We start from the raw sequence: 20,638 nt of genomic DNA, 5'->3' as shown, positions 1-20,638 counted from the left end.
CTACATGGTATTATTATCTCGAATTAAAGATAAATTGTTTCGAGATAGTTTATGTTGATAGAATCTTGGATTTATTAATTGTGAAATTTACTAAGCTTCTGTTGAGCCACTGAAAATTAGAGAACGATTAAATTTTTTTAACTATATATCTCGAATTCGAGATATTAATTGCTTTCAAAAAGAGGAGAGAATTTGATGAACGAATTAAAAGGAATTCACCACGTAACAGCTATCACTAGCAGCGCGGAAAAAAACTATGAATTTTTTACGCATGTATTGGGCATGCGTCTTGTCAAGAAAACGGTGAATCAAGACGATATCCAAACGTATCATCTATTCTTTGCAGATGATAAAGGGTCAGCGGGAACAGATATGACGTTCTTTGACTTCCCGAACATTCAAAAAGGCGTGCACGGAACAAACGAAATTTACAAAACGGCTTTCCGCGTGCCAACGGATAGCGCGCTCGACTACTGGATCAAACGTTTTGACAAATACCAAGTGGCACATAAAGGTATCGAAGAAATATTCGGTAAAAAAACGATTTCGTTCGTCGATTTTGATGATCAACAGTATATGCTGATTTCAGATGAAAATAATAGAGGTGTAGCATCCGGCACACCGTGGCAAAACGGTCCTGTGCCACTGGAGTTTGCGATTACAGGACTTGGCCCCGTGCATATTCGGATCGCAGATTTTGACAGCTTGAAAAAAGTATTAGAAAGTGCGATGTTGATGCGCGAAATTGCAAAAGAAGATGCTTTCCATTTGTTCGAAATAGGAGAAGGTGGAAACGGGGCGCAAGTCATTGTCGAGCATAACACGTCGTTGCCATCTGGACGTCAAGGTTTTGGTACGGTTCACCACGCGGCTTTCCGTGTAGCAGATACTGACGTATTGCAGGAATGGATCGACCGGATGCAAAGTCTTGAGTTCCATACATCCGGCTATGTCGATCGATTTTTCTTCGAATCGTTGTATGCACGAGTAGGACAAGGCATTCTGTTTGAATGGGCAACAGACGGTCCAGGGTTTATGGACGATGAGCCTTATGAAACTGTTGGAGAAAAATTGTCGCTGCCACCGTTTTTGGAACCGAAACGTGAAGAAATCGAACAATTAGTGCGTCCAATCAATACGGTACGCAGCACACAGACGATTGAAAAAGAGGTTTTGTAACGATGGGAAAAAGAACAAGCATAATGAGTAAATTGTTCGGAACCAAACAAGAGGAGGAAATAACAATGACAACAGTAAATATCGGCATCATCTTAGGATCAACACGCGAAGGGCGCTTAAGCCCACAAGTAGGCAACTGGGTAAAAGAATTAGCAGACAAACGCGGTGACGCGAACTATACAATTATTGATATTGCAGAATACAAATTGCCGCTTCTTGGCGAAAACGGTGGCGACGCATCCGGAGCAGCTGGCTGGTCTGAAGCGATTGCTAAACAAGACGGCTTTGTCTTTATTACACAAGAATACAACCATTCCATTACAGGGTCACTAAAAAATGCACTCGATTATTTACGCGTGGAATGGAACAATAAAGCAGCGGGTATCGTATCGTACGGATCTGTTGGTGGAGCGCGTGCTGCAGAACATTTACGGGGCATTTTGGGTGAATTATCTGTAGCGGACGTTCGCGTTCATCCAGCATTGTCATTGTTCACAGACTTTGAAAATGGCGCAGAGCTAAAAGCTGCACCGGTTCAAGCAGATTCCGTCAATCAAATGCTCGACCAAGTAATTCCGTGGTCAACAGCATTGAAAACAATCCGTTAATCTTCCCTAAACCGACAGAATGTGCGTAACCATCCGCGCATTCTGTTTTTTAGTTACAATGGGTTATAGATGACGTAAATTGAGTAAATAAGTTGAATGAAAGAAGAACTCGCTGCAAACGGACGTTTTGCAACGAAGCTAGCGCAATTTTTTCTTAGCCTGTTCAATTAACAAATCATCAGGATATGGAGCAAACCAGCGTAGACTCCCGCGAGATAGCGAAGTGTCGAAATCCACTCGGGCGTAAAGTCCGAGTTAGTTTGGTGCAAGCTCGCAGGAAAGCGTAGTTGGTTTGTGGAATAACCATTGCAGAACATTTCTTACGGAAGCTATGGCCAAAGCGATATGTAAAAAATAGCTCATTTATATAGATCAATCTCATTAGTAAAGGAGTGGATAAGCATGATATCAATTGATCCGGAACAAAACGAGGAACGCGACAATTACAAACTATTAGTGGGCTCAATTATTCCACGACCCATCGCGTTTGTCACAACGCAATCCGCGTCAGGAGTCGTTAACGGTGCACCGTTCAGCTATTTCAATGTTGTGTCTTCCAATCCGCCGATGGTGTCGCTTGCGATTCAACGACCAGCAAGTGGCATGAAAGACACAGCTCGTAATATTTATGGCAACGGTGAGTTTGTCGTGCATATGGTAGACCGTGACAATGTAACAAAAATCAACGAAACAGCCGCTTCTTTGCCTCCATCAGAAAGCGAAGTCGAAATAGTAGGGCTGACGCAAGTGCCGAGTTCAATCGTATCGGTTCCAGGCATCGTCGAGTCGAAAATGCGTATGGAATGCCGCTTAGTAGAGTCAGTTGCGTTAGGTGGAGACGGTGCAGGCAGTGATTTGTTCATTGGGGAAATTGTGCAGTTCCACATTGACGAAGCTATTTACGAAAAAGGACGCATCGATCCGAAAGGACTGGATGCTGTAAGCCGGTTAGCAGGAACAAATTATGCAGCGATCGGCGAAATTTTTTCAATGGAACGTCCAAAATAAAGAATTTAAAAACAAGACAAGCCGCTGTCAGATAGCGGCTTGTCTTGTTTTTAGTTGATGAATTTTTAGGAACAGACTAAATCATTTTGACTGAAGGGAATCCGGTGACCAACAACTGAGTAAAACGATCAGCAGGTAGCGGTCTGCTAAAGAGGTAGCCTTGGATTTCGTCACAGCCCAATTCTTTTAGTAGCGCCAATTGCTCTTCAGTTTCCACACCCTCTGCAATTACTGACATATCGAAGCTATGAGCGATAAAAATCATCGCTTCGACGAGTGCTTTATCGTATGGATTTGTGGTCATGTCTTGGACAAAAGGTTGAGCGATTTTCAAGTTGTTGAGTGGGAAACGTTTCAAATAGTTTAGTGATGAGTAGCCAGTTCCAAAATCATCGATCGCCATCTGAATGCCCATTTTTCTCAATGCGTGCATTCGAGAAATGGCTTTTTCCGCATCATCAAGCGCCACACTTTCCGTAATTTCTAGTTCTAACAAAGCTGCTGGAAAGTGGGTAGTTGCTAATACCAGACTGATCGTCTCCAACAAATCGTCTTGCAAAAACTGAAGGGGCGATAAGTTTACAGCGAGCTTCAGGTGAGGATATCCAGAATCATGCCATTCTTTTACTTGCTGGCAAGCTGTATAAAGCACCCATTCACCAATAGGAAGAATTAAGCAAGTTTCTTCAGCCAAAGGAATAAATTCTGCAGGAGAAACGATGGTACCCTCTGCTTTTTGCCAGCGAATCAATGCTTCCATTCCGATAACATCACCACTCGAAGCACAAACTTGTGGTTGATAATGAAGAAAGAATTCCTCATTGGAAAAAGCGCGACGCAGATCATTTTCTAATACTAATTTACTGGAAGTAACGAAAGTCATATCAGTTGAGAAAAACTGATAATTATTTTTGCCTTTTGCTTTTGCACTATACATGGCCCTGTCCGCATGTTTTAGCAATTCGCTTGGTGTTTCTCCATCTTCTGGATACATGGCAATGCCAATACTCATCGAGATAGGCAATTCTTGCCCATTGATGTTCATAGGCTTTGCAAAATCAGACTGTAACCTACGAATGATCGGGATAACGTCTGTTTTAAAATGGATATCAGCAAGGAAAAGTGTGAATTCGTCACCGCCCTGTCGAGAAACGGTATCAATCGGACGCAAATTCGCCAATATTTTTTGCGAAAATGCTTGAAGCAATAAGTCTCCAAATTCGTGGCCGAACGTATCATTAATATTTTTGAAACGATCCAAATCTATGAATACGACAGCGAGCTTTTGACCATTTTGTTTGGCAACTGCTATGGAATTCTCCACTTTTTCAACGAATAGCCTTCTGTTTGGAAGGTTGGTTAATACGTCGTGATAAGCCATGTGCTCCATTTGTTTGACCGCTTTTTCTAGCTGTTCGTTTTTAGAAGTGACTTCTACTGTTCGTTGTTCAATTTTATGCTCAAGGACAGAGGTTAGCTGGTCATAGTTGAATAGCAGTCTCCGATTATCACGTAGCGTAAAAACTTGTCTCGTAATAATAAGAACAGCCGCCACAAAAGCGCCAGCAATCAAGCCCTTCATGTTTTCTTTTTGTTCAACAAGCATAATGGTGAATAGAAGAAGGAGACTCAGGTACGGTAACAGCATACGAATTGAAATTCGTTCATGTGCCCTTGTTGAAGTTGCTTGTGAACCATTTTTGGGTAAAGGATCAAGAGCATGCAAGCCAGCAAGTGCCACTAGTAAAAGACTAAGAGACCATAACGGAGCATATAAAATGCCCGATCTATAAGTATCCGTAACTGTTGAATACAGATAAGCGGTATCGGCAAAAACCATGAAAATAAGACCAGTGATGATTAGAGCTAATACACGTGTCGGTAACAAATAGGAAAAGCTGATATAAAAGCTGATCGCACCAAATAGCAACAACAAATCTCCAAGTGGATAACCTATAGAGACAACGAGCATCATTGGTGAAGATTCTTCCATCAGTAAATACTGAATCAAAAAATGCCAGCTGAGAGCGGTAGAAACAGTAATGATAATCATCATATCGAAAATAAATTTAATTTCATAAGAAATTTCTTTCTTTTGCTTAAACTGATAAACAACAGCAGCTAAATAGAAAAAGATTTGGGAAAAGTAAAAGACATCTGGCCATCCTGGATAATTGGGCTCTTCATATGAAACGTTATGGCTATAAACCCAAATACCTTCAGCGATTGCGTAGCTGAAAGCTCCTAAAGAAAGCAGTAACCAAAACAGACGGTTTTTGCCAACTGATTGACGGGAGACGATAAACAACGTGACACAAGCAACGATAGGCGCAAGCCACGAAATCAGGTTTTCGACCAATACAAAAGTACGTTCGTTGCTATCGCTAAACAAAATCCAAGCGTAGTAAATAGAAATATGAAGAAAGATATAGCTAGAAAATTTACTTTTAATGTTGGAACGTTCGATATGCTTCACCTCTTTTTAGAGAGCAGAATTATCTGCTAGAGTATCAAGGTCGGAAATTCACTCGTATTTTCTTAAGTATAAAGATTTTCTGAAAGAAAGGAATAGATATATCCCATAAAATAACATTTACTTAATGAATATTATTCTTTATGTAATATGATTTTAAAAGTCCAATAGCCTACCAAATTATTCATTTAACGTAATGTGTTAAAACTCAAGACAAAAAGACTGACTCCCTCCTGTTGTCAGTTTTTTCGGTGTGTTCTTTTCAGTGAACGGATTAAAGGAGAGAAAATCAACGATAATCCAGCTTAAAAAGACTTATTCCTACTATTGGGAATAAGTCTTTTTCATTTTAGCTAATAGGTATAGCCCAATTTAGCCGAAATACGCTGACTTGTTTCTTTCACTTGCTGTGCTAGAAACGCAAGTCGCTCATCTGTCAAGTTATAGCTGACAACACCGATGCTAAGAGCACCTTGCACTTTTCCAAAACGATTAAGGATAGATGCGCCAACAGAAGAAGTGCCTTCTGTTCGTTCGCTATGACTGATGGCGTAGCCTTGATCTTTGATTTGCTGCAGGAGGTCATAAAAAGCGGGTTGTTTTTCTTTGGCGATAAATGGCGTAATGGCTTTTTTTATTTCTGCATTTGGCATATGCGAAAGCATCGATTTATTGGCAGCTCCGATGTGAAGTGGAATACGGGAACCGAGTTTGTCATAGACACGGATTGCGTGATTTTCGTTGTCAATTCGCTCAGTGATCAATGCTTCACTTCCCATCGGCTGGCTTAGGTAGACGCTTTCTCCAGTTTCTGTCATTAGACGAACGAGTTCTGGCCGGATGGTACTAATATAATCCATCGTGTCGTACATATGCAGTCCGTACTCTAGCCAAATATTGCCTAAATCATAACGTTTTGTTTTATCGTCTTGCTGAATCATGCCGTGAGCTGCCATGGCTTTTAGCAAACGATGCATAGAACTCACCGGAAGGTCACATTCAGTTGAGAGTTCTGTAATGGTTAGCCCACCTTCAGTTGAACGGGAAACTAATAATTTCACGACACCCATTGCGCGATCAATTGATTGCATAATTCTTTCACCTGTCCTCTGTCTAATATAATTGTTTTAACATTTAAAATATATTGACATTATAACACGTGTATCTTATATTGTTAAAAATATCTTTTCAACTAGCGGAAATAGTTTCCACTATGCGGAAAAAGGAGTTGAGAGTTTTGAGTGTTTCATCCATGTATCACTCTTTAGAACGAGTTATCGTCAAGCATCCGAATGATGCTTTTATCAACCAGCAACATATTAAAAACGAGTGGCAAAAGCTTAATTATTTATCAGAACCTGATTTTGAAGAAGCAACAAGTGAATACGCTGAATTTATTTCACTGTTATCGCGACATGTTCCGACAATCGATTACTTACCACCGTCAGAGCAGGTCAGTATGGATTCCATCTATGCGCACGACCCGGTTAAATTTACACCTGAAGGGGCTCTTATTCTAAAGTCTGGAAAAGCGCTTCGTCAGCCAGAAGCAGCTGTTTACAGAAAATTTCTTGAAGAAAAAGAAATTCCTATTATTGGTGAATTGACTGGGCAAGCGACGTCCGACGGCGGTGACATTGTTTGGCTTGATGACCGTGTGTTAGCTGTAGGAAACGGTTACCGAACCAATGCAGAAGCTATTCGACAAATCAAAGAAATGACGGCACATCTGGTCGATGAGTTTATCGAGGTGCAGTTGCCTCATGCAGACGGGGAAGAAGAGTGCCTGCACTTAATGTCATTTATCAGCATGGTCGACAAAGATCTCGCTGTTGTCCACTCGCCCTTGATGCCCGTCGCTTTTCGAAAGCTTTTGCTGTCACGCGGTATCCAACTAATCGAAGTACCAAAAGCGGAATACGATCTTCTCGGTTGTAACGTACTGGCAGTTGCACCTCGAGTGTGCATCATGGTAGCAGGCAATCCATCAACAAAACAGCAGTTAGAAGAGGCTGGAGCTGTAGTTTACGAATATAAAGGCGAAGAAATTAGCGTTAAAGGAACTGGCGGACCGACTTGCCTAACAAGCCCGGCCGTGCGTACACCAACTTCAGCGAAAAGGGGACTAACACATGTTTAAAAATGTTATCGTCAAATCACCAGGAAAAAGCTACTTGAATGGATTAACGACATCGGATTTAGGTACACCCAACTACGAACTTTTGCTGGAACAGCATGCTGCTTATATTGAAGCTTTAAAGACGTGCGGTGTTGAAATTACACATTTGTCAGAAAGCGAAGAATATCCTGATTCAACTTTTGTCGAAGACGCAGCCGTGTTAACACCAGAGTTTGCGATGATCACAAACCCTGGGGCAAAGAGCCGAAACGGCGAAAAAGAAGAAATTGAAGCCGTACTAAAAAATTTCTACACGAATTTCCATTACATTACGGCACCAGGCACATTAGACGGTGGAGATGTTTTACAAGTAGACAAACATTTCTATGTAGGGATTTCTGAACGTACAGACCGTAAAGGCGCAGAACAATTCAAAACGATCGTGGAGTCAGAAGGCTACAAGGCAACAATTGTTGAACTGCAGGAATTTTTCCACTTGAAAACGGGCATCGCTTATCTTGGCAATAATACGGTGGTAGCAGCTGGAGAATTTTTGGACCATCCTGACTTTGTGGATTACGAGAAAGTAGAAATTCCCGCGACAGACGAATATTCGGCAAACTGTATCAAAGTAAACGACTATGTCATTATTCCAAAAGGCTTTGAGGAGACAAAACGCAAGTTTGCAGAACGCGGGATCGAAACAATCGAGCTCGAAATGTCAGAGTTTCAAAAACACGATGGCGGACTTAGCTGTTTGTCATTGCGGTTTTAAAAAAGCTGTCGGGTGAACAATTCGACTAAGTGGCTCAAGTATTGATATAAAGTGTCCGTGTAGAGGGACTTTATCGTTTATCAACTACAGCTAAAATATAGAAAATAACAATAGGAAAGGGGAAATTTTATGGTCAAAACACCGGAAGTGCCAGCTGCAAACCAGTTGAACCGTTCCATGAAAAGCCGCCATTTGTTCATGCTTTCACTTGGAGGCGTTATCGGAACAGGATTGTTTTTGAATGTAGGGTATACAATCAACCAGTCCGGTGCAGGAGGCGCGTTAATCGGCTACCTAATCGGCGGCTTGATCCTGTATATGGTGATGGTGTGTCTCGGAGAGCTAGCGGTTCATATGCCAGTTACCGGTTCGTTTCAAACGTATGCCTCGAAGTACATTAGTCCATCTGCAGGATTTTCACTCGGGTGGATGTATTTTGTGGGATCTGCTGCGACAGCGGGTGTTGAATTTACCGCAGCCGGCATTCTGATGAAATATTGGTTCCCAGAAACGCCGATATGGATTTGGTGTGCATTCTTTGTAGTGCTGCTATTTGTATTGAACGCGTTGACGACAAGAGGCTTTGCAGAAGCAGAGTTCTGGTTTGCTGGCATTAAAGTAGTCGCACTTCTGTTGTTTATCGGAATTGGAGCTGCTGCGATTTTCGGTCTGATTCCACTAGCAGATCGTCCGGCGCCGTTTATGGATAACCTAGCACCTACAGGGCTGTTCCCAGCAGGTATTGCCATTATTTTTATCACGATGATGAATGTTATTTTCTCTTATCAAGGATCAGAGCTCGTTGGAATTGCAGCGGGTGAAACAGAAGATCCTGAAAAGAATATTCCGAGAGCGATACGCAATATCTTAGTCCGAATTATCGTTTTTTATATCGCGTCTATTATTATCCTATCCGCGATTTTCCCAGCGTCTGAACTCGGTCTTATGACGAGTCCGTTTGTGACATTGATGGAAATGGCAGGAATTCCATACGCGGGAAGCATCATGAATTTTGTTATTTTGACAGCAATCTTGTCTGTAGGGAACTCGTGCCTTTATGCATCGACCCGTCTTTTATGGGCGATGGCAAATGAAGGCATGGCGCCGCGTATTTTCAGTACGCTGACAAAACGAAAAGTACCGCTTGCAGCATTAATTTTTACGATGATGTTTTCACTGCTGTCGCTTTTAACAAGTGTTATGGAAGCAGACACAGTCTTTATTTTGTTGATGTCGATTGCCGGTATTTCTGTAACGATTTCTTGGATGGGAATTGCCACTTCTCAGTTAATGTTCCGCCGTCATTACGTGAAGTCGGGTGGAGATATTGCCGATTTAAAATTTAAAGTACCTTTTTATCCGTTTGTCCCGATTTTCTGTATTGCTTTTTGTTTGCTGATTCTTGGATTTCTCGCTTTTGATCCAACGCAGCGTATCGGGTTGTTATACGGCATCGGATTTTTCGTAGTCTGTACGGTGTTCTACAAAGTGAAACTAGAAAAGAAAAAATCTGTTCTAGCTCCGGTGGAAGTAGAAACTGTCAAATAAGGAGGAATAGAGAGTGGGGAAATTGTTGTGGGGAACGCCAAAAGATCTTCGTACGCTACTATGTGAATTAGTTAGCTGGGAAAGCCGGACACTGACAGAAGGAGAAAAAGAATTTCCTTTTAAAGTGGAGAATAAGCTAAAACAACTCGATTATTTCAAGCAACATCCTGAATTTTTGGCGCTTCACGAAGCAGATCAGGGACGAAACTTGGTGATGGCTCTTTATGAGCATCCGAAAGCGGCCGATACAATTGTGCTCATCAGCCATTTTGATACGGTGCAAACCGAAGAATATGGGGATCTGGAACAACTCGCATTTCGTCCTGAAGAGTTAACGAAAAAGCTGTTTGAGCGAAAAGACGATCTTCCAGAAGAGGCGCGTGCAGATCTCGAGTCAGGTAACTACTTATTTGGCCGTGGCACGATGGATATGAAAATGGGGCTGGCTCTCCATATGGCACTCATTGAAAAAGCCAGTATGGAAAACTGGCCGCTGAACCTCGTGTTATTGACTGTGCCCGACGAAGAAGTTAACTCAATGGGCATGCGTAAAGCGGTGAGTGAGCTTGTTAACTTGCGTGAAGAGCGCGGCTTGTCGTACAAGATGTTCTTTAACAGTGAGCCGGCATTTTCACAAAAACCGGGTGACGAAAAGCATTACGTCTATTCGGGGACGCTCGGAAAAATCATGCCAGCTGCACTTTTCTATGGCAAAGAAACGCATGTGGGTGAACCGTTAAAAGGCATGACAGCGAATTACATGGCTTCTTTTCTATCGCAAGCGATGGAGTGGAACGCTCTATACCGCGAAAGTGATCTTGGTGAAAGTACACCGCTACCGGTTTCGCTTCAACAAAAAGATTTGAAAATGCAGTATTCGACACAAACACCTTACCGAGCAACTGCTTTGTATAATGTTTTTCTCATGAAACGAAATGCTGCCGAAGTGATGGAACTGTTTGAACAAACGGCAATGCAAGCGGCGACTATGTGTAATACGGCATATAGCGGACTATGCAGGCGTGAAGGGATCGAAGGCATTGGGGAAGTACAGGTATTGCGCTTTGAGCAGTTACTCGAGTATGCAGAAGCGAAACGCGGTGTTCGCTTTGTTTCAAAACTAAAAGCAGAAATTTTAGCACATCCAGAATGGGACGAACGCGAGAAATCGTTGCGTATTGCTGATAAACTGATGATTCAATGTCACGAATTAGCACCAGCAATCATCTTGTTGTTTGCACCGCCTTATTATCCGGCAGTCAATTCATCGGAAGATCCATTTATCATGGAGTGCATTGCCACTGTAAAAAGAGCAGCCGCAGAAAATGGCGTTGAAGTTGATCAAGTTCACTATTTTAACGGACTTTGCGATTTGAGTTATGTTAATTATAGCGACCCTGGTAACGGATGGAGCTCGTATGAACGCAACACGCCTGTATGGGGGGAAACCTATAGCATTCCGTTTGCCGACATGCTTGAGCTACGAGCGCCTGTGTTGAATGTTGGTCCGTTCGGCAAAGACGCTCATCAGTATACAGAGCGGCTTCATATGGACAGTGCTTTTGTTCATACGCCGCATATGCTGGAAAGTTTGATGAAGAGTTTGTGTAAAAAAGTACTTGAGACAGTTTAATGACAAAAACAAAAAGCACAGCCAAAACGGCCCTCCGTTTGGCTGTGCTTTTTGTTCTATCTGAACTTATATGACTCCGACTTCTTCGGTTTTTATATCTGTAATAAACATATGCCCTGGCGCATGTGTAATCATAAATGGCGGTTTGACATGTGCAGCAATGGCTTGTGGCGTGACCCCGCAAGCCCAAAAAAGCGGCACTTCACCATCGTTAATCGTCACGCGGTCACCGTAGTCAGGCTGATTTATATCGTCGATACCGATACTTTCCGGATTGCCAATATGGAGCGGTGCACCGTGGACGGTAGGAAAACGACTTGTTACTTGCACGGCGCGTACCACATCTTTTTCGGCAACAGGACGCATACTGACAACAGTGGGTCCTTCGAATATTCCGGCTTTAATGGTTGGAATAGATGTTTTGTACATCGGTACATTTATTCCTTCGTCGTTGTGGCGAATCGGAATGCCGTTGTTGACTAAAGCTTCTTCAAACGTAAAGCTACTACCAATGAGAAACGCGACCATGTCATTATTCCAAAGCTCCGTAATGTTTGTCAGCGTTTCCGTTAATTTCCCGTCTCGGTAAACATGATAAAGCGGAATGTCACTTCTTATATCTGCTGTAGGCGCGGATTGGACAGGTGTAAATGAACCGGCATCGGTGACGTCTATTAATGGACAAGATTTTGGGTTGCGCTGGCAAAACAGCAGGAAATCGAACGCCATGTCTTTTGGAAGAACGACAAGGTTAGCTTGCAAAAAGCCATTCGCCATCCCCGAAGTAGGACTCTTTAAATTGCCTTCTCGAATCAGCTGCCGGATTTCTTCTGGTGTGGAATTTTGTAAGTTGATCATTTGCGATTTTCTCCCATCTGAAAGCGTGAGTTTTATCAATTGGTAGTCTTGTTATATGAGGTTACTGATTAGCAATAAAAGTAATATCTGGTCATTATTTTATACATCAAATAAAACAACAAAGAGCACAATCAAAACGGTAATCCGTTCTGGCTGTGCTTTTTCATAGTGGATCAAACTTGAGCTGCCCAAATTTCAATTTCAATTTTGATGTCGGGCAACCCCAGTTCTGTAATGTACCCAATCGTCATGGCTGGATAATCAGTGCCGAATAGCTGTGACCATTCAGCATATAAGAAATCCCAATCGATCTTTTCGGTAGCCCATATATTTACTTTGATAATATTCTCAGCAGTTAACTGTTCTGAATAGAGAACTTGTTTAATATTTTTAACTGTATTGGTAATTTGAGAATGGAATCCCTTAGGAAGCTTGCCGTTCGCATCTAGACCAATTTGCCCCGAAGTCACATACAGCTCTGCATTTCTGGGGATTCTCGTAATGTGTGTGTAATTGCCGACGGGTTTCGGCATACCGATGGGATTGCGTCTGGTGATTTTATCGTTTTCCACTAGGCTTCCCACCTTTCTTTGCAATTGTATTTTTAGAAAAAGAAAGGATGATCAGTTGTTCCATACTACGTTTTTTTGCGCTTTCTCATTGACACTCAACTGAAAAACATCCGGTCTAGCGTAATGTCCCGATACGTCTAAATCGAACTGACTTTCGGCGATTTGGTCTAAATCGAGTTCGGCGTAGAGAATGGTTTCTTCTCCGTACACTGGCTCGACGATCAACTCCCCTAGAGGTCCTGCGATGCAACTTCCGCCGCGAGACATTTCCTCTGGCAACTCTTGAAATTCAGCCCGTGACGAAATAGCTTCTGGGTACATTGATTTTGTTGAATATTGATTGCACGACAATACGAAGCAACGCCCTTCTGCCGCTACGTGTCGAACCGTTGAGGTCCATGTATCCCGTCCATCGGCAGTTGGCATGACGTAAATCTGGATCCCTTTGTCATACATTGCAGCACGCGCGAGCGGCATGTAATTTTCCCAGCAAATTAACGCACCAAGTCGTCCGTAAGGCGTCTCGAAAACTGGCAATGTACTGCCGTCGCCTTGTCCCCAAATGAGACGTTCCGACCCGGTCGGTTTTAACTTACGGTGCTTGCCGAGCAATTCGCCATCAGGTCCATAAAATAAGACTGTGCAATACAGCGTGCCTTGGCTACCGTTCGAGTCTTTTTCGATGACACCGATTACGACGTAAGCTCCCGCTTGTCTCGCTGCTTTGCCAATCGCTTGTGTTTCAGGACCAGGTGCTGTGATGGAATTGTCCCAGTATTCACGAAAATCTTTGCGACCTTCCAAGTCACGGCTGCCAACCACTGCACCAAACGACATACCACGCGGATAGGCGGGGATGAATGCTTCTGGGAAGGCAATAATATTAGCTTGCTGCCTAGCTGCTTCTTGAATCAAACGAACTGTTTTGGCTACGCCTTTTTCTTTGTCCATGATTTCAGCACCGGCTTGGACGACGGCTACTTTGAATTTCGTGATTTTTTTCATGTGATCATCCTTTCGTATCTAGTAGGTGTTTTGAAAAATCCTAACTCGTTTAAAAAAAGTTTCGAATATACACAAAAAATATTCCATAAAATAGAAATAGTGGAAAATCGACTTGATCCAAAGCTGCATTATATATATCCTTGGTAAGAAGACATAACTTATATCGTAACAATTAAATCGTCTTTCTAAATCTGAATTTTGCAACAGTTAAATTATATCAAATTTAAATCAATCTATTACCACTGCTTTAACTTAAATAAAAATAAAAGTAGGTGAGAAAAATGAAAATAAAAAACATATATGTCGTTGGGGCAGTTATTAAAGACGGTAACAAAATCTTGTGTGCACAACGTGGAACGGAAAAAAGTTTGCCTGGTTTATGGGAATTTCCTGGAGGCAAAATAGAAGAAACTGAAACGCCGCAAGCAGCGTTGCGAAGAGAAATCCAAGAAGAAATGCATTGCCAAGTAGAAATTGGTGAACAAGTAGAACATACGGTGTATGAATACGACTTTGGTATTGTTCATTTAACTACGTTTTACTGCCAATTGGTCGAAGGAACTCCAGTATTAACAGAACATATAGCAATCGAATGGTTAGAAGCGCACGAACTCGAGCAGCTAGAATGGGCGCCAGCAGATATTCCAGCGATACAAAAACTAAAACAGCATGCTTAAGTTTAGAGATATAAAATTGGCTGAAAGAAAAGCGGGGGATAGGTATGAATTTTCTTCAGAATTTAGAAGACTCTCTATATAAAGGGTTTATCGACCAAGCAAAACCAAGTGGTGAACGTTTCAAGCCAACTTTGCTGATCAATAATACGAAAACAAATGACACTGTGTTGAATTCCATTACAGAAGAGTTAGATAGCTGTCAATCATTTCTCTTTTCTGTAGCATTCGTGACTGAAAGTGGCTTGGCGACCTTAAAAACGCATTTATCAGATCTTGACCGAAAAGGAATCAAAGGAAGAATTTTAACTTCGACTTTTTTAAATTTTAATCAGCCTAAAGTATTTAAAGAACTTATGAAAATCAATAATGTGGAAGTCCGGTTATCGAACATGAAAGGTTTTCATTCAAAAGGCTATATTTTTTCACATGAAACGCATCAGACGTTAATTGTCGGCAGTTCTAATTTAACGGCACAAGCCTTGCAAGTGAACTATGAGTGGAATGTCAAATTGAGTTCTCATGAAAACGGAGAATTGGTCCATCATTTTTATCAGCAATTCGAAGAGGTTTGGGAAAATGCACAACCGCTAACAGAACAGTGGATTACAAACTATGAACAATCTTATGTACCGATTGAATACCGCAAAGAATTAAAAAATATAGCTGAATTTCCCGAAGTGTATACTGAAAATCCGTTAAAAGAAGCCATCAATATCAAGCCGAACAAAATGCAAGAAGCTGCTCTTCAACAAATACAGTCAGTACGTGAAGCTGGAAATGACAAAGGTTTGGTAATTTCGGCGACGGGGACAGGGAAAACTTATCTATCTGCTTTTGACGTCCGAAGTTTTGCTCCAAAAAGAATGCTATTTATCGTTCACAGAGAACAAATTCTTCAAAAGGCAAAGTCGGACTTTATTCGAATACTGGGTGGAGTGGAAAGTGATTTTGGAATTCTTTCAGGAAATTTGAGAGAAACGGATGCGCGTTATTTGTTTGCGACGATTCAAACTATTTCAAAAGAAGCCACGCTCAATCAACTAGATCCGCAAGCTTTTGACTATATTTTGATTGATGAAGTACATAAAGCGGGAGCTAAGTCGTATCAGAAAGTCATCGAGCATTTCCAGCCGAAGTTTCTCATGGGCATGACGGCAACACCGGAACGAACCGATGATTTTAATATATATGAGCTATTCGACTATAACGTTGCGTATGAGATTCGCTTACAAGAAGCATTAGAAGAAGACATGCTTTGTCCGTTTCACTATTTTGGCGTAACCGACGTTGAGTATGAAGAAGGCGTGATTGACGAAGCGACCGTTTTTTCGAAATTGATAACAGAAGAACGAGTTGATCATCTTCTGCAAAAAATCAATTACTATGGACATTCAGGTGAAAAAGTGAGAGGGCTCATGTTCTGTAGCCGAAAAGAGGAAGCTATCAAGCTTTCAGAAGAATTGAATCGTAGAGGGTTAAAGACGGTAGCATTGACTGGCCAAAATTCGCAAGAAGAACGAATTTTACACGTTGACCGGTTAGAGAATGGCATCATTGATTATATTTTAACTGTCGATATTTTTAATGAAGGAATCGATATTCCGAGTGTCAATCAAGTGGTTATGCTAAGACAAACACAGTCTAGCATTATTTTTATCCAGCAGTTGGGCCGTGGTCTTCGCAAGCACGGATCAAAAGAATTCGTAACCATCATTGATTTCATCGGTAACTATAAAAATAACTACCTCATTCCAGTCGCGTTGTCAGGTGAGCGTTCACAAAACAAGGATAATATTCGCCGCCGAATGAAAGACACTAGCTACATCAGAGGGATTTCCACAGTGAATTTTGAAGAAATTGCGAAAAATCGTGTGTTCTCAGCGATTAAGAAAAGTAACTTAAGTGATATGAAGATTCTTCGAGAAACTTATCTAGAGTTAAAAAATAGAATCGGACGCATTCCACAGCTTCAGGATTTTATTCAGCACAACTCTATTGATCCGTTAGTGATTGTTCACAAATACACAACCTATCACCAGTTTTTATTGAAGTTGAAAGAAATTGATCCGCTTGTCACTGTTTATGAGGAACAGGTATTGACGATGCTGTCACTGGAAATTCTAAACGGCAAAAGGCTGCATGAGATCCTATTGCTTGAATTATTAGTGGGAAAAGACCAAGTCACGCGGGGCACTTACGAGCAATCTGTAAAATCCCATAACTGTACGGTCAATTCGGACACTTTTGCTTCGGTAGAGCGCATCTTAGGTTTAAGCTTTTTCAACCAAGGTCCACGTAAAAAATATGGCAATAAACCACTTGTGGTCTTTGGAGAAAGCAGCATCTATTTTAATGAAGATATTCAAGAAAGCTTAAAGAAGAATACGAGCTTCCGAAAAATGTTTGTTGATCTAATAGTGAGTGCTAAAGAATTGAGCAAAAGCTACGAATGTAATCGTGCTTTAACACGTTATAAAAAATACACGCGTAAAGATGCGTGCCGTTTATTAAACTGGTCAAGCGATGAAAGCTCCACGATTTATGGCTATAAAACAAAGCACGGTTCTTGTCCGATTTTTGTTACGTATCACAAAAATGATGAAGTAGAATCGAGCGTTGCCTATACAGAAGGCTTTATCAGTCCTGAAATCTTTAAATGGTCAACAAGAAGTAATCGCACCTTAGCATCTGGAGAAGTAAAAACCATTATAGATGCTGCGGAAAATAATATTGATCTCCATTTGTTTATCAAAAAGGATGACGACGAGGGTGGCGATTTTTATTATTTGGGTCAAGCTCTTCCAGATAAAGAAAACATAGAGCAAGCGTTGATGACGGATAAAAACCTAAAAGAAATCCCGGTAGTCCATATGCATTTAACGTTAGAGAATACTGTGGAAAGTAAGTTGTATCACTACATTACGAGTGAAGAAAACTGATTTTAACAGCAGCTCTTGTTAATGGAAGACACGTATTTAGATTCGCCACTGCCGGCAATGAGTACAGTAATCGGTGACTAGATACGTGATTCGCATGACTGGAAAGTAGCAGGTAACAAATGTGCTTACATAAAAAACTGCTGTCTCGTGAGTCTCTATAAGTACGATTAATGCTTGATTTTACTTTATTAATTTTTACTTTATCTCCATTTGAGAATAGGCTGATTGAAATGAAGTTGCCGACTCCTGCGGGAACAGCACGAGCTGGAGCCACTGGACTGAGTGGAGCGAAGGAAGCGGCAGAGGCCGTGCCCGCGGAAAGCGTCCGCCGCAATGAAAATTAGCCGGTCTTATCGAGAACAATAAAAGGGCTGTCACCAAAAGTCATTTTTTATGACCTTTTGAGGCAGCCCTTCTTTTTTATGCTTTTTACCCTGAAAATCCTACAACTTCACAATCGTTCTTCCTAAATGCTGGCCGTTTTTAATCGCTTCAATCGTCTGAGGCAATTCTTCAAGCGTTACTTCATCCGTTAAAGTCGTTTGGGTGATGTTCCATTCGTTGGCCATCTTCTCCCAAATAGCTCCACGCTTGTGAATCGGTACGTTCACCGAATCGATACCAAGCAAGCTTACACCTCTCAAGATAAAGGGCAAGACCGTAGTCGTGATTTGCAAGCCACCAGCGTTGCCACACATGCTCATACTGCCGTCGTAAGCAAGTTGAGGAATGAGTACAGCGGCAACATCTCCACCGACTGTATCGACCACATAATCAAAACGTGTTTTGTTTAATGGCTTTTGTAATTCACCTAAGTCATCTGCGAAAACGACGTTTGTTGCGCCAAGTGATTTTGCGACTTCAACTTGGTTGTCTTTCCGAACAAGTGCCGAAATGTTTTGGAAGCCCATTTTCGATAAAATCTGAAGTGCGATACTGCCGACTCCGCCTGTTGCGCCGGTAACCAAAATTTCGGGATGGTTCGCTGCGTCCATCCCGCTCTTTTCCAACGCACCAATAGACAGTGCTGCAGTAAATCCAGCTGTTCCGAAGACCATCGCGTCCTTTAAGCTCAAGTTACCAGGCAATGGGACGATCCAATCTGCAGGGACACGTGCGTATTCTGAGAAACCGCCTGTGTGGCTCATGCCCATGGCAAAGCCTGTAACGATGACTGCTTGCCCTTTTTTGAAACGTGAATCTGTCGACTCAAGGATTGTTCCGCTCAAATCGATTCCTGGTGTCATCGGATAATTGCGGATCACGCCGGTATTTTTTTGAACAGCTAACATATCTTTATAATTGATGGAGGAGTAGGCAACTTTGATTAAGACTTCACCTTCTGAAAGTTGGTCGATGGTGACCTCTTCTAAATCATAAGTGACTTCAGTATTTTGTTCATTAACTCGAATTGCTTTAAACGGATTCATAAAAAATTGCCCCTCTCTATTTGTTGTTTCTGAAGAATAGTTCTGCAACAAAATTATTTGAATACAAAACCTAACATGATAAGATGAATATTGTCAATATGGAGGAGATTAAATGGAACTAAATGAGTGTATTAACTACTTACTGAGTATTAGCCAAAACAAGGTGTTTAAACACTTTAGCAAGCTATTAGAAGAATACGACTTAACCCCAGCTCAATACGGGGTGTTAAATTGTTTATGGAGAAAAGGCGAAATGTCTCCTAAACAAATTGGTGCCATGATGCATTTGGAAGCTTCGACGGTGTCTGGGATTTTAGATAAAATGCAAAAAGCAGGCTTTATCGAACGCTCAATCGATCCTGAAAACCGCCGAAACATTTTAGTGGCCACCACGAAAAAGGCGAAAGCGATTCAACAAGACGTAGAAGCAACGACTGAACAGCTAAATGAGTCAGTGCTGCAATTTCTCTCAGATAGCGATAAAGTGGTGCTAAAGAAGTCATTAGCAAGTATTATACAAGCTGATTTTTATTAACTAAAAGAGCTACCGAATCGAGGGATTCGGTAGCTCTTTCTTATCGTAATTTTCTTTTTAAGCTAAGCTGTTTTTTCTTTTTCTTTTCTGAAATGGGCGGCTCTGGTGCTGGATTGTAAGTATCCGCATATAATCCGGTGTAGGACTTGTACCAGGTGAACAGATGACTCAAAATTACTTTAAGGACGGCGTAGGCCGGAATTCCGAGGATGACGCCGAAAATACCAAAGAGATTCCCCGCAGTCAATAAAACCGCAATGATGGTAACAGGGTGAATTTGTAAATTACTGCCAAGTATAAGCGGTTGAATAACACGCCCTTCTAAAGTTTGTTCGATAAAAAAGACAATCAGTACTTTAACGAGCATAAACGGCGAATGGACGACAATCGCGATAATAACGATAGGAACGAAAGCGATAAAGGATCCAAGAAAAGGAATCAAGTTCAAAATGCCCGCCAGTACACCTAAGGTTAACGCGTATTTAAGTCCAATGATGCTAAAACCAATCCAGAACATCAGTCCAACAAAAAAGGCGACAATCAATTGTCCTCGGATATACTGGCTAATCTGTAAGTTCATTTCGCGCAACAACAGGTAGCTATGTTCACGCATATTCGAAGGCACGAGCTTCATAATGTGATAAGGCAAATGGTGGCCGTCTTTCAGCAAGTAAAAAAGAATAAATGGAGTCGTGATGATAGCGAGTAACGTTGTCGACAAGACGCCAAAGACACTACCGAGGCCAGTCACGGTCGTACCCACCACATTATCTGCTTGATTAGTAATGGACGTGGATAAGTTCTCTGTTCCTCCCGTTAGCTGCGTTTGCAGTTGTGACAGCAAATTACTCTGGAAAAAGCTATCGATTTGAGAGACAAAGGTATTCAAATAGTCTTGCCAGTTTTCCAGTAAGCTTATTGTCTGTTCTCGGATAATCGGAATCAATGTCGCAATGCCCCAAGCGAGCAAACCAGCAATCACTACAAAGACAATTAAAATACTGGCCGAACGTGGGAATTTTTTCGTTTCCATCCAATTAACGAGTGGATTAAGCAAGTAATAAAAGACCCCCGCCATGATTAATGGCAGCCCCATGACATCGAAAAAAGCAGTGAATGGCCGGAATATAAAACTAACTTTTGGTAACAGTAGCAAGTTTACTAAAATCAACAAAACAATAATCAGTATGGCTACCGCTTTGTTGTTCAGTACCCATTTTGTAAACCAGGAAGCTGCATGGCTAAAAGGATTCTTGTTTTTATCTTGCTCCATCATGTC

17 protein-coding genes are annotated in these 20,638 nt (G+C 41.6%); 10 read left to right on the top strand and 7 right to left on the bottom strand.

From position 1 onward, the window contains the following. Window positions 1-195 precede the first annotated feature (195 nt). From AJGP001_RS15860 to AJGP001_RS15850, 3 genes are all read left to right on the top strand, one after another. Window positions 196-1,179: a ring-cleaving dioxygenase gene (locus tag AJGP001_RS15860; RefSeq protein WP_071152754.1), complete on the top strand. Its 984-nt coding sequence runs from the start codon at window positions 196-198 to the stop codon at window positions 1,177-1,179. A gap of 65 nt (window positions 1,180-1,244) precedes the next feature. Continuing rightward, window positions 1,245-1,787, top strand: a complete 543-nt coding sequence (locus AJGP001_RS15855; protein ID WP_058386823.1) for an NADPH-dependent FMN reductase — start codon at window positions 1,245-1,247, stop codon at window positions 1,785-1,787. A gap of 402 nt (window positions 1,788-2,189) precedes the next feature. Beyond that, window positions 2,190-2,795 carry a flavin reductase family protein gene (locus AJGP001_RS15850; protein WP_071152753.1) on the top strand — a complete coding sequence of 202 codons (606 nt, stop codon included), beginning with the start codon at window positions 2,190-2,192 and terminating at the stop codon, window positions 2,793-2,795. Window positions 2,796-2,871: 76 nt separating this feature from the next. On the opposite strand, the gene AJGP001_RS15845 is transcribed toward AJGP001_RS15850, so the two are convergent. Together AJGP001_RS15845 and AJGP001_RS15840 are read right to left on the bottom strand one after the other, a co-directional pair. Further along, a complete protein-coding gene (locus AJGP001_RS15845) occupies window positions 2,872-5,187 on the bottom strand; it encodes a putative bifunctional diguanylate cyclase/phosphodiesterase (RefSeq protein WP_245830216.1) in 2,316 nt (771 codons plus the stop codon). A gap of 434 nt (window positions 5,188-5,621) precedes the next feature. After that, entirely contained in the window at window positions 5,622-6,359 is a 738-nt protein-coding gene (locus AJGP001_RS15840; RefSeq protein WP_071152752.1) for an IclR family transcriptional regulator, read from the bottom strand. A gap of 161 nt (window positions 6,360-6,520) precedes the next feature. Between AJGP001_RS15840 and AJGP001_RS15835 the strand changes: the two genes are divergently transcribed. From AJGP001_RS15835 to AJGP001_RS15820, 4 genes are all read left to right on the top strand, one after another. Then, window positions 6,521-7,408, top strand: coding sequence for a dimethylarginine dimethylaminohydrolase family protein (locus tag AJGP001_RS15835; protein WP_078080858.1), 888 nt, complete (start codon window positions 6,521-6,523; stop codon window positions 7,406-7,408). Then, entirely contained in the window at window positions 7,401-8,162 is a 762-nt protein-coding gene (locus AJGP001_RS15830) for a dimethylarginine dimethylaminohydrolase family protein (protein ID WP_071152750.1), read from the top strand. Before AJGP001_RS15835 ends, AJGP001_RS15830 begins: the two co-directional genes overlap by 8 nt. A 129-nt stretch (window positions 8,163-8,291) precedes the next feature. Next, entirely contained in the window at window positions 8,292-9,710 is a 1,419-nt protein-coding gene (locus tag AJGP001_RS15825; RefSeq protein WP_071152749.1) for an amino acid permease, read from the top strand. Between the two features lie 13 nt (window positions 9,711-9,723). Next, window positions 9,724-11,343 (top strand): M20/M25/M40 family metallo-hydrolase, encoded by a 1,620-nt coding sequence (locus tag AJGP001_RS15820; RefSeq protein WP_071152748.1) that lies wholly within the window; start codon window positions 9,724-9,726, stop codon window positions 11,341-11,343. A gap of 66 nt (window positions 11,344-11,409) precedes the next feature. On the opposite strand, the gene AJGP001_RS15815 is transcribed toward AJGP001_RS15820, so the two are convergent. The 3 genes from AJGP001_RS15815 to AJGP001_RS15805 form a co-directional block, all read right to left on the bottom strand. Beyond that, a complete protein-coding gene (locus AJGP001_RS15815) occupies window positions 11,410-12,201 on the bottom strand; it encodes a putative hydro-lyase (protein WP_071152747.1) in 792 nt (263 codons plus the stop codon). Between the two features lie 173 nt (window positions 12,202-12,374). Continuing rightward, window positions 12,375-12,773 (bottom strand): RidA family protein, encoded by a 399-nt coding sequence (locus AJGP001_RS15810; protein ID WP_058384124.1) that lies wholly within the window; start codon window positions 12,771-12,773, stop codon window positions 12,375-12,377. A gap of 51 nt (window positions 12,774-12,824) precedes the next feature. Then, entirely contained in the window at window positions 12,825-13,778 is a 954-nt protein-coding gene (locus AJGP001_RS15805; RefSeq protein WP_071152746.1) for a carbon-nitrogen hydrolase family protein, read from the bottom strand. A 281-nt stretch (window positions 13,779-14,059) separates the two neighbouring features. On the opposite strand from AJGP001_RS15805, the gene AJGP001_RS15800 reads away from it, so the two are divergent. Next, window positions 14,060-14,455 (top strand): (deoxy)nucleoside triphosphate pyrophosphohydrolase, encoded by a 396-nt coding sequence (locus AJGP001_RS15800; protein WP_071152745.1) that lies wholly within the window; start codon window positions 14,060-14,062, stop codon window positions 14,453-14,455. Window positions 14,456-14,499: 44 nt separating this feature from the next. Further along, a complete protein-coding gene (locus AJGP001_RS15795; RefSeq protein ID WP_078080760.1) occupies window positions 14,500-17,394 on the top strand; it encodes a DEAD/DEAH box helicase in 2,895 nt (964 codons plus the stop codon). A gap of 443 nt (window positions 17,395-17,837) precedes the next feature. On the opposite strand, the gene AJGP001_RS15790 is transcribed toward AJGP001_RS15795, so the two are convergent. Then, window positions 17,838-18,824 (bottom strand): YhdH/YhfP family quinone oxidoreductase, encoded by a 987-nt coding sequence (locus AJGP001_RS15790; RefSeq protein ID WP_071152744.1) that lies wholly within the window; start codon window positions 18,822-18,824, stop codon window positions 17,838-17,840. A gap of 112 nt (window positions 18,825-18,936) precedes the next feature. On the opposite strand from AJGP001_RS15790, the gene AJGP001_RS15785 reads away from it, so the two are divergent. Further along, entirely contained in the window at window positions 18,937-19,359 is a 423-nt protein-coding gene (locus AJGP001_RS15785) for a MarR family winged helix-turn-helix transcriptional regulator (RefSeq protein ID WP_071152743.1), read from the top strand. Between the two features lie 40 nt (window positions 19,360-19,399). Here AJGP001_RS15785 and AJGP001_RS15780 read toward each other — a convergent pair whose 3' ends face one another. Beyond that, entirely contained in the window at window positions 19,400-20,632 is a 1,233-nt protein-coding gene (locus tag AJGP001_RS15780; protein ID WP_078080759.1) for an AI-2E family transporter, read from the bottom strand. Window positions 20,633-20,638: the final 6 nt, after the last annotated feature.

The sequence above is a fragment of the Planococcus faecalis genome, assembly GCF_002009235.1.
In the GTDB taxonomy this organism is placed as follows: domain Bacteria; phylum Bacillota; class Bacilli; order Bacillales_A; family Planococcaceae; genus Planococcus; species Planococcus kocurii.
The sequence above is the reverse complement of the archived record's forward strand: the minus strand, read 5'-3'. Positions and strand labels throughout refer to the sequence as shown.